Consider the following 13,300-nt stretch of genomic DNA (forward strand, 5'->3'; position numbering starts at 1 on the left):
GTTGGGAGCGGCGCCTTGAAAATATCTTATAAAAATCCCGGGCCGGAGCCCGGAAGATCTCAGGCCGCGCCGCGGACGCTGATGCCCTGTTCCTGCAGGTGAGTCTGCAGTTCGCCGGACTGGAACATCTCGCGGACGATATCGCAACCGCCGATGAACTCACCCTTGACGTAAAGCTGCGGAATGGTCGGCCAGTTGGAATAGTCCTTGATGCCCTGGCGGATTTCCGCGTCGGCGAGCACGTTGACACCCTTGTAGTCCAGGCCGAGATAGTCGAGAATCTGCACGACCTGGCCGGAGAAACCACACTGCGGGAACTGCGGGGTGCCCTTCATGAAGAGAACCACGTCATTGGTCTTCACTTCGTTGGCGATAAAATCGGTAATTCCGCTCATGTCCTATCCTTTCACATGCGGTTTCAAGGGCCGCTGCGCTGCGTCATCTGCCTTAAATAGCAACGTGGCATCGGGAATTCCAGCGGAATAGTCCGTTGGAAAGCGCTTATTGCCTCGCATGACTGCCGTTTAACCCCATGGACCGGGTACATTGAGGTCAGCGGCTGCGCTGCTTGCTGCGGCTTGCCGTCGTGCGCCGACGGCTCACCTGTTTCGTCGCCGGCTTCGCTGCGCGTGTGGCTGTGGTCTTGGTGCGCGCAGTCTTCCTGGCGAAACGCCCGGTAGTGGCCGAGCGGATCTGCCGCTTCTTGCGTTTGGCGGGCGTACGGCCATGCGACTTGCCGAGAAGTTCCTTCAGGGCAGTTTCAACGATGCCGGTAACGATCTCCTTGATCAGGTCAGCCATCGCTCACTCCGCTGGAGCCGAAGTCTGCAACGCCAGCGCGTGGAGCACGCCGCCCATATTGCCCTTCAGGGCCTCGTAGACCATCTGGTGCTGCTGCACCCGGCTTTTTCCCCGGAACGCTTCCGCCACCACTTCCGCGGCATAGTGGTCGCCGTCGCCAGCAAGATCCCGGATGGTGACCTTGGCACCGGGAATGCCGGCCTTGATCAGGTCTTCGATTTCACCGGGTCTCATAGCCATGATGTCATCCCTTTTCTCTCCGCGGGACTCAAAACCGCGGAACCTTTTGTCAGGATACACTGCCTCAAAGCTGCTCTCCGGTCAAAGCTGGATCGAACGGCTCCGCCTCAATGGTGCAAGAATACGTGTTTCACCCTATGGAGGCTGGCTTTGGCTCGGGTTCTGAGCGGTGGAAGATGCTGGGTGCGGGAGAAGCGGAAAAGCCAGATCGAGCTCAGGGTCAGGATCATGAAACCGTAGGATTCGATGCTCTCCTCCATCACGACGATATCGAAATGCTCGGCAAGTTGGCTGCAGGCGAGAACGCCGGCAACCAGGGCCAGCGGCCAGGAAAGGCGCGGGTGAACGGCTCGGAGAAGGCCTCCTCTATGGCGATATTCGAACACGATCGTCGCGATCAGCAGGATAAGAGCGGCCGCGCCGATAATAATCGGCAGCCAGGTCTTCGACACGCAATAAACTGTCACATTGTCGCGGCATATTGGCATCTCGCGCATGAAGAATACGACGGAGATGCAGGCCGTCGTGATTGCGACGAAACGGGCCAATATCCGCGTCCCCAATGCCGCCATGACGGCAAAAAGGGCGGTGATGGCAAGCGAAGCAGACTGAATGTCTTCGATGGGGCCGTCTTCATTGAAGATGTCGTAGGTGGTCATACCCATCTTCGAAAAAACCATCCAAGCCAGAACGTTCAGGCAAAGGGTGATGATCAGTGCATCGAGCCAGATGCGCTTGTAGTGCCAGGTCGGGCCCGATGACCTCAACCAGGTCAAAATCGGCATAAGCATTTTTGCGCGCTTACTTTCCTATTTCAGAAAACCGCAATGCTTATCGGGATAGCCCGAGTCCATCAATCCCCCGCGCTTCAACTTTGTGCAGCTGTGCAAACAAACCGCGATCTGGAAACCGCGGTTATGGCTGCAGGCTGATCCGGATGGGTTAAGCCATGAAGGTAGGGAACCAGCTTTCATGAGCCTCGGTAAGCTGCGGCACCGCAATGCTGACGAGGTCGTCTACCACCAGACTGTCGCCTGCGACCGTGCCGAGCGTGCGGAAGGGCACGCCCGCGCCTTCAGCATTCGCTTGCACGAAATTGGCGAGATCAGCTGGGACCGCGATCACATAGCGGGCCTGGTCTTCGCCGAACAGCAGTCCATGGGCCGGGCCGCGCTGTTCCTTGAGGCTGACCTTCATGCCCTTGGCCGACGCCATCGCCATTTCGGCAAGCGTGATCGCAAGGCCGCCCGAAGAAATGTCGTGGCAGGCCGTCACTTGGCCGTTGCGGATGAGCGAGCGGACGAAATCGCCGTTGCGGCGCTCGGCCTTCAAATCGACTTCCGGAGGCGGGCCGTCGATCGTGTCGAGAATGTCGCGCAGATAGACCGAAGAGCCGAGATGGCTGCCGTCCGTGCCGATCATGATCAGCTTGTCGCCGACGTTGGCAGAACCGATCTTCGCCATCTTCTGCCAGTCGGGCAGCAGGCCGACGCCGGCAATGGTCGGGGTCGGCAGGATCGCGACGCCGTTGGTCTCGTTGTAGAGCGACACGTTGCCGGAAACGATCGGGAAATCCAACGCCCTGCAGGCCTCGCCGATGCCTTTGATGGCGCCGACCAGCTGGCCCATGATTTCCGGCTTTTCCGGATTGCCGAAATTGAGGTTGTCGGTGGCGGCGAGCGGCTCGGCGCCGGTAGCGACGATATTGCGCCAGCATTCGGCGACCGCCTGCTTGCCGCCTTCGAACGGATCGGCTTCGACATAGCGGGGCGTGACGTCGGACGAGAAGGCGAGCGCCTTGGTCGGATGGCTTTCGATGCGCACGACGCCGGCATCGCCGCCCGGACGCTGCAGCGAATTGCCCTGGATCAGCGTGTCATACTGCTCCCAGACCCAGCGGCGGCTGGACTGGTTGGCCGAACCGATGAGCTTCAGCAGGGCCTGGTTATAGTCAGCGGGTGCCGCGACCTGCGAGGCGGGCAGGGGTGCGCGAGCGTCCGACTGGACCCACGGCCGATCGTATTCCGGAGCCTGATCGCCGAGATCCTTGATCGGCAGGTTGGCGACTTCCTCGCCCTGATGCAGCACGCGGAAGCGCAGGTCGTCGGTGGTCTTGCCTACGATCGCAAAATCGAGGCCCCACTTGACGAAGATCGCCTTGGCCTGCTCTTCCTTTTCCGGCTGCAGCACCATGAGCATGCGCTCCTGGCTCTCCGAAAGCATCATTTCGTAGGCCGTCATCCGGTCCTCGCGCACCGGCACCTTGTCGAGGTCGAGTTCGATGCCGAGATCGCCCTTGGCGCCCATTTCGACGGCCGAGCAGGTGAGGCCGGCCGCACCCATGTCCTGGATGGCGATCACCGCGCCGGTCGCCATCAGTTCGAGGCAGGCTTCCAGCAGGCACTTTTCGGTGAAGGGGTCGCCGACCTGAACGGTCGGGCGTTTCTCTTCGATGGACTCGTCGAATTCGGCAGATGCCATCGTCGCCCCGCCGACACCGTCACGGCCGGTCTTGGCGCCGAGATAAACGACGGGCAGGCCAACGCCCTTCGCTTCCGACAGGAAGATCGCATTGGATTTGGCAAGCCCGGCCGCAAAGGCATTGACCAGGATGTTGCCGTTGTAGCGCGGATCGAACTCCACTTCGCCGCCGACCGTCGGCACGCCGAAGGAATTGCCGTAACCGCCGACGCCGGCAACGACGCCGGACACAAGATGTTTGGTTTTCGGATGATCGGGCGCGCCGAAGCGCAGAGCGTTCATGGCCGCGATCGGGCGGGCGCCCATCGTGAAGACGTCGCGCAGGATGCCGCCGACACCCGTCGCCGCGCCCTGGTAGGGCTCGATATAGGACGGGTGGTTATGGCTCTCCATCTTGAAGACGACGCAATCGCCATCGTCGATGTCGACGACGCCGGCATTCTCACCCGGCCCCTGAATGACGCGCGGTCCCTTGGTCGGTAGCGTTCGCAGCCACTTCTTCGAGGATTTGTAGGAGCAATGCTCGTTCCACATGGCCGAGAAGATACCGAGCTCCGTGAATGTCGGCTCGCGGCCGATCAGATCGAGAATCCGCTGATATTCGTCGGGCTTCAGGCCGTGCGAGGCGACGAGTTCGGGGGTGATCGCGATACTGTTCGGGATGGTCATGATCTTCTCTGGATTGAAGGGCCAAGCTCTTGGCGCTCTTTAACCTATGTCGCAATGCGGCGCGACAGGAAAATACTGCCATGCGGCGGTACGGCGTGGCGGCCGGAAAACAAAAAGCGCCGGAAAACCGGCGCCTCAGTTGGAAAATACTCTATTGGGATCAGAACTTGTAGCCGACCGCGATGCCTGCGTAGGAGAGGCCGTCGTTGTGATCGCATAGATCGGCGTTCGAAGAGTGCTCGACGGTCGCAAGGACGCGCCAGTTGTTGGTGATGTTGTAGCCGAGACCGAGCGACTCATGGAAGAGCACATGGCAGCCGAGCTTGGGACCGTCGTTCGGCTTGTCGAGGTTGCCGTTGTTGAAGGCGCCGCCGAAGCCGAGATCGACGAAGATCCTGTCGGTGATCGGTGCCGTCCAGGTGAAGCCGGCAAACACCTGGCTCGCTTCGCCGGCCGTCGACACGATCGCCCCGACATGGACGCGCGGGCGCAGCATGTGGTCCATGAAGCTCTGGGCATGGCGCTGGTCGAAGGGGTCGAAGAAGACGGTGGCGGACGGGAATGCGCCCTTCTCGAACGTGCTCTTGCTCTGGATCGAACCGGAAACGCCGATTCGCACTTCGTCGAACAGCCGCTCCTGCGCAAAGGCCGTAGAAGACAGCGCCGACACCGCCAAGATTGCACCGACCACGGATCCGAAAATTGCCTTGTTCATTCCATCGCCCTCATACGCGCCGCGATTTTCTGCGGCTGGCGCGATCCCGATACGGGCCGCCCGCTTCTCGATGACGAAAGTGGTACAATGACGGGTAGCGCCCGTCCAGCGCCGGTTCACCGACCGTTATGACTTGTGGCGAAAAAACGCAAAGATTCGGGCGGGCCGGTGCAGAGCTGCAACAGATTGTTTACAGAGATGTAAATTCAAATGGTTAATATCAGCAGCCGCTGGCGCCGCGGGCCCAGCGGAGCACATCGCGCTTGATTCTTTCGCCTTCCGGGCCGCCCATCATGGGACCGAACGCGTCGAGACGGGCAGGGTTGCCCTCCGCCTGGACCACCAGCATCGGGCGCGATTCGGGACTGTTGCGCGGCACGGCGAGAATGCGCGGTCGGCCGGAGAAGGAATTGAGTTCCGGTGCCAGCCGATAGGGCTTGAAGGCCGCGTCGCCCGACTTGAACCAGCAGCTATTCGCGGCGAGCGCCACGCGTTCCATCGTCGGCAGCGCCGCACGGTTCGCCGTCACCGCTGCCGGACGTTCCGTTTGGCAGGCGGAAAGAGCTATGCCAAGAGCGGCGAGAGGAAATGCAGCGAGCAGGCGATAAGTGAACGGCATCAAGCGTCCTGACGTGTTTCGATCGTTCTGGGATCGATCCGGATAAGATGAAGGTTCAGGCGGTAGCGGCGATCACATCGAGCGCCGAGGCGAAAATCCCGCGCCCGTCATTGCCGCCATGAGCGGCTTCGATCAGGTTTTCCGGATGCGGCATCATGCCGAGCACGTTGCCGCGCGTGTTCATGACGCCGGCGATGTCGTTCAGGGAGCCGTTCGGGTTGGTGCCTTCCGCATAACGGAAGACGATTTCGCCGCGATCTTCCATGCCGGACAACGTCTCCGCATCGACGAAATAGTTGCCGTCGTGATGGGCGACCGGGCAGCGAAGCACCTGGCCTTTTTCGTAGGCCCGGGTGAAATCCGTGTCGGCATTGACCACTTCGAGCTTCACTTCCTTGCAGACGAATTTCAGCGAGGAATTGCGCATCAGGGCACCGGGCAGCATGCCGGCTTCAACGAGGATCTGGAAACCGTTGCAGACGCCGAGCACCTTGACGCCCTTGTCTGCCTTGTCTCTGATCGCCTGCATGACCGGCATGCGGGCTGCAATCGCTCCGCAGCGCAGGTAGTCGCCATAGGAAAAACCGCCCGGAATGACGATGAGGTCGACATCATCCGGAATGTCGGTCTCGGTCTGCCAGATGGTGATCGGCGCCTTGCCGGAAATCTTGGTGAGGGCAGCGATCATGTCGCGATCGCGATTGAGACCGGGAAGCTGAACGACGGCGGATTTCATGGGTGCGGTTCAAACCTTGCCTGGGCCTCGGCGAGCTCGCGCAGTTCGAGGCGGTTTTCGATTCTCTCCAACCGGGCATCCAGCTGATGCAACATGGTATAGAGGTTGTTGATATCGCTCTGATGCGCGTGAACGACCAAACGCATCGAATTCATCTCATTCCGCAGATCGCGAATGGCAGTGTCCGACTTGTCAGCTCGCTGATGGAGTCGTCGCAGAAGCTCATTGATGAGTTCCTGGGAAACGTCAGCCACGATACGCTCCGTGTCGATCGAAACGGTCGCCGAAAAGCTCCTTCTTCAAGGCTTCGGTTCGCGCTTGTCCCTCGGCAAGCTCGCGGTTCGTCTCCTTCATGAAGCTGACAAGCTCTTCAAGCGACTCAAGCGTCTGCTTGGTGCGCTCGTCGAGCTTCAACATTTCCTCGTAGAGCATTTCGTTTGTGATCTCGGCCATCACTCGCTCCGCAACCTTCAGTCGAGAGCGATACTATAGTTCTCAATCACAGTGTTTGCCAGCAGCTTCTCGCACATGGCCTTGAGGTCCGCCTCGGCCTTCGCCTTGTCGGTGCCCTCGAGTTCAAGGTCGAAGACCTTGCCCTGGCGCACATGGCCGACGCCGGAAAAACCGAGACTGCCGAGCGCGCCTTCGATGGCCTTGCCCTGTGGATCGAGAACGCCGTTCTTGAGCGTGACCGTCACGCGTGCCTTGATCACTGATCCAACCCCCAGATTACTTGACGAGAACCGGCCCGGTGCCGCGGACAGGTTCGTTCTCATTGATGATGCCGAGACGCCGCGCGACTTCCGAATAAGCTTCCACAAGCCCGCCCAGATCCTGCCGGAAACGGTCCTTGTCCATCTTTTCGCGGGTCTCGATATCCCAGAGGCGGCAGCTGTCCGGCGAGATCTCGTCGGCGAGAATGATGCGCATCATGTCGCCTTCGAACAGACGGCCGCATTCGATCTTGAAATCGACGAGCTGGATGCCGACGCCGAGGAAGAGCCCCGACAGGAAGTCGTTGACGCGGATGGCCAGCGCCATGATGTCGTCGAGTTCGGCGGGGTTCGCCCAACCGAAAGCGGTGATGTGCTCCTCGGAGACCATCGGATCGGCGAGCGCATCGGACTTGTAGTAGAACTCGATGATCGAGCGCGGCAGGACCATGCCTTCCTCGATGCCGAGGCGGGTCGAGAGCGATCCGGCGGCAACGTTGCGCACCACGATCTCAAGCGGAATCATCTCCACTTCCTTGATCAGCTGCTCGCGCATGTTCAGCCGGCGGATGAAATGCGTCGGGATGCCGATCTTGTTCAGATGGGTGAAGAGGTATTCCGAGATACGGTTGTTGAGAACGCCCTTGCCGTCGATGACGTCATGTTTCTTCTTGTTGAAGGCAGTGGCGTCGTCCTTGAAAAACTGGATCAGCGTGCCGGGCTCGGGGCCTTCATAAAGGATTTTGGCCTTGCCTTCGTAGATACGGCGGCGACGGTTCATGATTCATGTCTCATTGTTGGCGCCCCTGGCGGACGCAATGGATGATGTTGAGCGGTCCCTTATCGGAAAAGAACGGGTTTCACAATGCGGGCCTCCAAACCTTTGTGGGCGAGGGGTTGCGACGCGCAACCAGGAATCAGTGAGCTTCAGATTACACGGGTTCTCGAAGGTTTTGCTCTAACAACTGGGGGCGCCCGGGCTGAAAGGGCGGTAATAAACAGGAAATCAGGGAGGCTCCGCAGGACTTAGCCACCAAATTGCGTCATGATTTCGACGCGGCCGGTATCGCAATTCCAGGCGGGGAGCTGTTGATTGGCGATGCCGGCCCTGCCGCCAGACGAGGCCAATGGTACGCGGACAAAGTCGGCGTGGCGCCGGTTGCCCTGACGCGGAATTCGCATTCGTCAATTGCCGGCCACGATTCCGCTTCCGTCAATGCCGGAATCGACATCCCGCCGATTGCGCTCCGCTCCTCTTTTGATTATGGGGGTTCCCATAAAGTTCACTTTGGGAGACCCGAGATGAGTGGCCTCAGCGATCGCGAAAAAGCCTTTGAAAACAAGTTTGCCCTGGACCAGGAATTGAAGTTCAAGGCGCTCGCCCGCCGCAACAAGCTCGCAGGCCTCTGGGCAGCCGGCCTGCTCGGCAAAACAGACGCTGACGCTTACGCGAAGGAAGTCGTGGTTGCCGACTTCGAGGAAGCGGGCGACGAGGATGTATTCCGCAAGCTGCGCGGCGATCTCGATGCCGGCGGCGTCTCCATCTCCGACCAGGATATCCGCACCAAGATGGTGGAGCTCCTGGCTCAGGCGGTTGAGCAGATCGAGAACCAGTAACCGGCTTATTCAAAGCCTGGCATGAAGGCTGCGTCCCGTCGGGCGCGGCCTTTCTTATGCCCCTCAAAGCGGGTTCTCAGCGGTCGGTGGGGAGCCGCTTGCGGCTGTCGGGCTGCGGGTTTTCGCCGGGGCGCCAGCGGCCGGAAAGTATGAAATCCGGAACGCTACTGCGCGGCATCGGCCTTGCCAGCGCAAAACCCTGCAGGATGTCGCAGCCGAGATCGCGCAGGATGCGGATCTGTTCGGTGGTCTCGACGCCTTCCGCGACAACCTCGATATTCAGCGATTTGCCGATCTCGATGATCGATCCGACCATCTTCCGTTGCTTTTGCGACTGGGAGACGAGACGTACGAGCTCACGGTCGATCTTCAGCGCACGCGGATTGAGCCGCAGGAGGCCAATGATCGAGGCGTGGCCGGTGCCGAAATCGTCGATCTCGATCTCGATGCCGAGCTTCCTGATGCGCGCCAGGTTCCTCAGGACATCCTCGTCGCAGTCGTCGAGGAAGATCGATTCGAGCAGCTCGAAGGAGACCGTGCCGGGCTCGATCCTGAGTTTCCTGAGCTTGCGCGACAGCGAGGCATCGCGCAGCCGCCGGTAGGAAACGTTGACCGAAAGTTTTGGGATCGGAAGGCCTTGCGCGCGCCAGTCCCGGAAATCGGCAAGCGCCTTGTCGAGAATGGTCCCGTCGATCACCGAGACGACGTCGAGTTCCTCGGCCATATCGAGGAACTTGTCGGGAGACAGCATGCCGCGTTCCGGGTGCATCCACCGCGCCAGCGTTTCTACGCCGGCGATCTCCAGCGTCTTCGCATCGAACTGCAGCTGATAATACGGAATGAACTCGTCGCGCTCGAGAGCAAGAAGGATCTCGTCGGAAATGCGCTTGGTGCTGATGATCTCATTCTGTGTCTCGGCAGAGAAGAATTCATGCCGGTTGCGGCCGCGGTTCTTGGCCCGGTAGAGCGCGATATCGGCGTTCAGGAGAAGCTGTCTCGCATCCACATCCGCTCCCGTATGGCAGGCGATGCCGATGCTGGCGCCGAAACGGCAGTCGTGGCCCTCATAGGATACCGGCTTGCGCAGTTCCTTGATGATGCGGTCGGCCAGATGCGAGAGCTTGCGTGGCGATCCTTCGAATTTCGACAGGATGACGAACTCGTCGCCGCCGATACGGGCGACGAAATCTTCCTTGCGGATCGTGCCTTTGAGAACTTTCGCCACATGCTTCAGCATCGTGTCGCCGGCACTGTGGCCGAGCGTGTCGTTGATCTGCTTGAAGCGATCGAGGTCGATATGGAGGATTGCGATGCCGTGCCGGTCGCGGGCGCATTCCGCCGCCATGCGATCCAGCATCTCGTCGAGATAACGCCGATTGGGGAGATCGGTCAGGTAGTCGTGCATCGCATTGTGCTCGATGCTGCTACGGGCGGCTTCGAGTTCGCGGTTGCGCGCCTCGGCAAGGGTCTTTGCCCGTTCCAGTTCGCGGTGAAGCGTCACATCGGCCGTGACATCCCAGTTGGCGCCAACCATCTTCTGGTGACCGTTACCGTCGATGAAGGACATGGTGCGAGTGCGTATCACACGTTCGGAGCCGTCCCGCAGTATCACGCGGTATTCATCGAAAAAGCGTTTGCCCTCCTCGATATTGTCGAGAACATTTGCCTGAACGCGTGCGGCATCGTCCGGGTGCAGGAAGCTCTCCCAAAGCCCACCGATCTTCACTTCCTCGCTCTTTTCCAGTCCGTAGATCCGGAACATCCGTTCGTCCCATTCAACCTCGCCGGTGGAGAAGTCAGATTCGTAGACGCCGATGCCCGATATTTCGAGCGCCATGTCGAGCCGCCGCGACATCTGCGCCGTTGTTTCCTCCGCAGCCTTGCGGGCGGTGATGTCCGTGTCAGTGCCGACGACGCGGGTCGCCTTGCCGTTGGCGTCCCATTCGACGCAGGCACCCCGGCATTCGATCCAGACCCAATGCCCCTGCTTGTGGCGTTCGCGATAGTCGAAGACGGCGTAGGCGGGATCCCCGGCGATCTGCCGCTCCATGGCATGGATGACACGCGCATGGTCGTCCGGATGGACAAGCTTGAGCCATTCCTCGGTGCTGGCCGCCAGCGGGTCCTCCGCCGACATCCCCCGAATCTGCCGCCACACCGGCGAGTAATATTTCTGGCCGGTCGCGTAATTATGGTCCCAGACGCCCGAGACGGAGCTGACCAGCGCGTTGTCCCAGCGGCTTTCGCGTTCGGCAAGTTCTTCGAACTGCCGCCTTTGGTCGGTGATGTCAGTCAGGTGGGCCGCAAACAGACACCGGCCTTTGAAATTCGTTCCGAGTGGCGTGACGGTCGCCACCACCCATCGCTGAGAGCCGGCCGGGCTCACGATGCGCAGTTCCAGACGTTCCGCTGAGGAATCGATATTCAGGCCCTGGATCGCCAGGGGGACCTTGGCTTGGTCGTCGGGATGCAGGAGGGCCGACAAGGCAGTCGGTAGCCGGCCCTCGCCGATCCATTCGCGTTTGAATGTGCTGTTTGCGAACAGCAGCACGGCGGCATGATCGATGATGGCAATCGGGAAAGGAGCCGCCTGAAATACCGTCTCAAGAACGCCGATCTCGTCTCCGGGGCCGGAGTCCAGTAGGCGTGAGAGAACATTTGACGGCATCGGCACAGCCTGGCGCGCTAGAAAACGAGCGCGCACCTTAGCAAGTGTCAATTAAGTCCAGCTTAAAAATGCTGTTCGAATTGACGCACCCGAAAATTAGGGGTCAACGCCTATTCTGTCGTATTTTCAAGGCTTGAGGCGACTGAGGAACTGGGCAAAAACCATTGTTCCTTCCGGCCACGGCCCATGGCCGGAATCCTGGTTGATATGGCCGGCCTCCCCGGCATCGACCAGCATCGAACCCCAGGCGGAGGCAATGTCGTCCGCATGTTCGTAGGAGCCGAAGGGATCGTTGCGGCTTGCGACCGTCAGAGACGGGAAGGGAAGCGGATCACGCGGGTAGGGGCCGAAGGTCTGAAGGTGCCTGGGCCGGATGGACGGATTGTCCACTTCCGGCGGAGCCACGAAAAAGGCGCCGGCTACCGGTTTCGTGAACAGCGGAACGGCGTGAATGACGGTCGGGATGCCGAGCGAATGGGCGACGATGACGACGGGCCGCGTCGCACGGTTCACCTCTTCGGCGACACGTGTGACCCAGTCCTCGCGCACCGGCTTCGACCATTCCTCCTGCTCGACCCGGCGGGCCGTTGTCAGCTTCTGCTCCCAACGGGTCTGCCAGTGATGCGGCCCGGAATTGGTGTAGCCGGGGACGATCAATATATCTGCTTCGGATGCCTTCATGGCGCTTATCTGTGTTCGCAGAGGGTCAAGATCAAGCCTCGCCGAAGACCCGGCGGAAGATCGTGTCCACGTGTTTGGTGTGATAGCCGAGGTCGAATTTTTCGCGCAGGTCCTCTTCGGAAAGTGCGGCACGGACTTCCTGGTCCGCCAGCAGTTCCTCGAGAAAATCCTTGCCTTCTTCCCAGACCCGCATCGCGTTGCGCTGCACGAGACGGTAGGCGTCCTCGCGGGAGATCCCGGCTTGCGTAAGGGCAAGCAGCACCCGCTGCGAGTGAACAAGCCCGCGGAACTTGTTCATGTTCTTCATCATGTTCTCAGGATAGACGAGCAGCTTGTCGATCACGCTGGTCATGCGCGCCAGCGCGAAATCGAGCGTTACCGTCGCGTCCGGGCCGATCATGCGCTCGACCGAGGAGTGCGAAATGTCCCGCTCGTGCCAGAGCGCCACATTCTCCATCGCCGGCAATGCGTAGGAGCGCACCATGCGGGCAAGGCCCGTCAGGTTCTCGGTCAGCACCGGGTTGCGCTTGTGCGGCATAGCCGACGAGCCTTTCTGGCCCGGCGAGAAAAACTCTTCCGCTTCGAGGACTTCGGTGCGCTGCAGGTGGCGGACTTCGATCGACAGCCGTTCGATCGACGAGGCGATCACGCCCAATATCGCGAAATACATGGCGTGACGGTCACGCGGAATGACCTGGGTCGAGACCGGTTCCGGCTTCAGGCCAAGCGCTGCGGCGACATGTTCCTCGACACGGGGGTCGATATTGGCGAAGGTGCCGACGGCGCCTGAAATCGCACAGGTGGCGATCTCGTCGCGGGCTTCGAGCAGGCGGGTCTTGTTGCGGTCGAATTCCGCATAGGCCTGGGCGAGCTTGACGCCGAACGTTGTCGGCTCCGCGTGGATGCCGTGGCTGCGGCCGATCGTGACCGTGTCCTTGTGCTCGAAGGCACGGCGCTTCAAAGCTTCGAGCAGCTTGTCGATATCGGCAAGCAGCAGATCCGTGGCGCGCACCAGCTGCACGCTGAAGCAGGTGTCGAGCACGTCGGAAGACGTCATGCCCTGGTGGATGAAGCGGCTGTCGGGACCGACAAATTCGGCGAGATGGGTGAGGAAGGCGATGACGTCATGCTTGGTGACGGCTTCGATCTCGTCGATGCGGGCAACGTCGAACGTGGCCGAGCCGCCCTTTGCCCAGATCGTCTCCGCTGCCGACTTCGGGATCACGCCAATCGCCGCAAGCGCATCGCAGGCATGTGCCTCGATTTCGAACCAGATGCGGAACTTTGTTTCGGGCGACCAGATGGCGACCATTTCGGGCCGCGAGTAACGGGGGATCATGGGCTTGTCGTTTCCTTCACG

General features: G+C 60.5%; 16 protein-coding genes. 1 reads left to right on the forward strand and 15 read right to left on the reverse strand.

Annotated elements, in window-relative coordinates; all coding sequences use genetic code 11:
• Positions 1-59: 59 nt before the first annotated feature.
• The 12 genes from grxD to purC form a co-directional block, all read right to left on the reverse strand.
• A complete protein-coding gene (gene grxD / locus ACSQ3G_RS08090) occupies positions 60-395 on the reverse strand; it encodes a Grx4 family monothiol glutaredoxin (protein ID WP_007770088.1) in 336 nt (111 codons plus the stop codon).
• Between the two features lie 157 nt (positions 396-552).
• Entirely contained in the window at positions 553-801 is a 249-nt protein-coding gene (locus ACSQ3G_RS08095) for a hypothetical protein (protein ID WP_436109631.1), read from the reverse strand.
• A gap of 3 nt (positions 802-804) precedes the next feature.
• Entirely contained in the window at positions 805-1,041 is a 237-nt protein-coding gene (locus tag ACSQ3G_RS08100) for a BolA family protein (RefSeq protein WP_007770085.1), read from the reverse strand.
• A gap of 107 nt (positions 1,042-1,148) precedes the next feature.
• Positions 1,149-1,826 (reverse strand): hypothetical protein, encoded by a 678-nt coding sequence (locus ACSQ3G_RS08105; protein ID WP_436109632.1) that lies wholly within the window; start codon positions 1,824-1,826, stop codon positions 1,149-1,151.
• Positions 1,827-1,983: 157 nt separating this feature from the next.
• Positions 1,984-4,191: a phosphoribosylformylglycinamidine synthase subunit PurL gene (gene purL, locus ACSQ3G_RS08110; protein WP_436109633.1), complete on the reverse strand. Its 2,208-nt coding sequence runs from the start codon at positions 4,189-4,191 to the stop codon at positions 1,984-1,986.
• 160 nt (positions 4,192-4,351) lie between these two features.
• A complete protein-coding gene (locus ACSQ3G_RS08115) occupies positions 4,352-4,906 on the reverse strand; it encodes an acyloxyacyl hydrolase (RefSeq protein WP_436109634.1) in 555 nt (184 codons plus the stop codon).
• Between the two features lie 220 nt (positions 4,907-5,126).
• Positions 5,127-5,525, reverse strand: coding sequence for a hypothetical protein (locus tag ACSQ3G_RS08120; protein ID WP_105425916.1), 399 nt, complete (start codon positions 5,523-5,525; stop codon positions 5,127-5,129).
• Positions 5,526-5,580: 55 nt separating this feature from the next.
• On the reverse strand, positions 5,581-6,261 hold the full coding sequence (gene purQ, locus ACSQ3G_RS08125; protein ID WP_436109635.1) for a phosphoribosylformylglycinamidine synthase subunit PurQ: 681 nt from the start codon (positions 6,259-6,261) through the stop codon (positions 5,581-5,583).
• Positions 6,258-6,515 (reverse strand): hypothetical protein, encoded by a 258-nt coding sequence (locus tag ACSQ3G_RS08130; protein ID WP_046611584.1) that lies wholly within the window; start codon positions 6,513-6,515, stop codon positions 6,258-6,260. Before ACSQ3G_RS08130 ends, purQ begins: the two co-directional genes overlap by 4 nt.
• Entirely contained in the window at positions 6,508-6,714 is a 207-nt protein-coding gene (locus ACSQ3G_RS08135; RefSeq protein ID WP_436109636.1) for a hypothetical protein, read from the reverse strand. Before ACSQ3G_RS08135 ends, ACSQ3G_RS08130 begins: the two co-directional genes overlap by 8 nt.
• Before the next feature lie 17 nt (positions 6,715-6,731).
• Entirely contained in the window at positions 6,732-6,974 is a 243-nt protein-coding gene (gene purS / locus ACSQ3G_RS08140; RefSeq protein ID WP_105401362.1) for a phosphoribosylformylglycinamidine synthase subunit PurS, read from the reverse strand.
• Between the two features lie 16 nt (positions 6,975-6,990).
• Positions 6,991-7,755, reverse strand: coding sequence for a phosphoribosylaminoimidazolesuccinocarboxamide synthase (gene purC / locus ACSQ3G_RS08145; protein ID WP_046606788.1), 765 nt, complete (start codon positions 7,753-7,755; stop codon positions 6,991-6,993).
• A 521-nt stretch (positions 7,756-8,276) separates the two neighbouring features.
• On the opposite strand from purC, the gene ACSQ3G_RS08150 reads away from it, so the two are divergent.
• On the forward strand, positions 8,277-8,591 hold the full coding sequence (locus tag ACSQ3G_RS08150; RefSeq protein WP_105416677.1) for a DUF1476 domain-containing protein: 315 nt from the start codon (positions 8,277-8,279) through the stop codon (positions 8,589-8,591).
• Between the two features lie 76 nt (positions 8,592-8,667).
• Here the strand turns inward: ACSQ3G_RS08150 and ACSQ3G_RS08155 are convergent, their stop codons facing one another.
• The 3 genes from ACSQ3G_RS08155 to purB all read right to left on the reverse strand — a co-directional run bounded on the left by ACSQ3G_RS08155 (position 8,668) and on the right by purB (position 13,279).
• The gene (locus ACSQ3G_RS08155) at positions 8,668-11,259 is read right to left on the reverse strand and encodes a sensor domain-containing protein (RefSeq protein ID WP_436109637.1); all 2,592 of its coding nucleotides are present in this window, start codon (positions 11,257-11,259) and stop codon (positions 8,668-8,670) included.
• A gap of 126 nt (positions 11,260-11,385) precedes the next feature.
• Positions 11,386-11,940, reverse strand: coding sequence for an RBBP9/YdeN family alpha/beta hydrolase (locus ACSQ3G_RS08160; protein WP_105416141.1), 555 nt, complete (start codon positions 11,938-11,940; stop codon positions 11,386-11,388).
• A gap of 31 nt (positions 11,941-11,971) precedes the next feature.
• The gene (purB, locus tag ACSQ3G_RS08165) at positions 11,972-13,279 is read right to left on the reverse strand and encodes an adenylosuccinate lyase (protein WP_436109638.1); all 1,308 of its coding nucleotides are present in this window, start codon (positions 13,277-13,279) and stop codon (positions 11,972-11,974) included.
• Positions 13,280-13,300: the final 21 nt, after the last annotated feature.

The organism is Neorhizobium tomejilense (genome assembly GCF_964254135.1).
GTDB classification, from domain to species: Bacteria; Pseudomonadota; Alphaproteobacteria; order Rhizobiales; family Rhizobiaceae; genus Neorhizobium; species Neorhizobium tomejilense.

Coding starts and splice junctions, on each gene's coding strand:
- grxD (WP_007770088.1), bottom strand. CDS start 395: ATGAGCGGAATTACCGATTTTATCGCCAACGAAGTGAAGACCAATGAC.
- ACSQ3G_RS08095 (WP_436109631.1), bottom strand. CDS start 801: ATGGCTGACCTGATCAAGGAGATCGTTACCGGCATCGTTGAAACTGCC.
- ACSQ3G_RS08100 (WP_007770085.1), bottom strand. CDS start 1,041: ATGGCTATGAGACCCGGTGAAATCGAAGACCTGATCAAGGCCGGCATT.
- ACSQ3G_RS08105 (WP_436109632.1), bottom strand. CDS start 1,826: ATGCCGATTTTGACCTGGTTGAGGTCATCGGGCCCGACCTGGCACTAC.
- purL (WP_436109633.1), bottom strand. CDS start 4,191: ATGACCATCCCGAACAGTATCGCGATCACCCCCGAACTCGTCGCCTCG.
- ACSQ3G_RS08115 (WP_436109634.1), bottom strand. CDS start 4,906: ATGAACAAGGCAATTTTCGGATCCGTGGTCGGTGCAATCTTGGCGGTG.
- ACSQ3G_RS08120 (WP_105425916.1), bottom strand. CDS start 5,525: ATGCCGTTCACTTATCGCCTGCTCGCTGCATTTCCTCTCGCCGCTCTT.
- purQ (WP_436109635.1), bottom strand. CDS start 6,261: ATGAAATCCGCCGTCGTTCAGCTTCCCGGTCTCAATCGCGATCGCGAC.
- ACSQ3G_RS08135 (WP_436109636.1), bottom strand. CDS start 6,714: ATGGCCGAGATCACAAACGAAATGCTCTACGAGGAAATGTTGAAGCTC.
- purC (WP_046606788.1), bottom strand. CDS start 7,755: ATGAACCGTCGCCGCCGTATCTACGAAGGCAAGGCCAAAATCCTTTAT.
- ACSQ3G_RS08150 (WP_105416677.1), top strand. CDS start 8,277: ATGAGTGGCCTCAGCGATCGCGAAAAAGCCTTTGAAAACAAGTTTGCC.
- ACSQ3G_RS08155 (WP_436109637.1), bottom strand. CDS start 11,259: ATGCCGTCAAATGTTCTCTCACGCCTACTGGACTCCGGCCCCGGAGAC.
- ACSQ3G_RS08160 (WP_105416141.1), bottom strand. CDS start 11,940: ATGAAGGCATCCGAAGCAGATATATTGATCGTCCCCGGCTACACCAAT.
- purB (WP_436109638.1), bottom strand. CDS start 13,279: ATGATCCCCCGTTACTCGCGGCCCGAAATGGTCGCCATCTGGTCGCCC.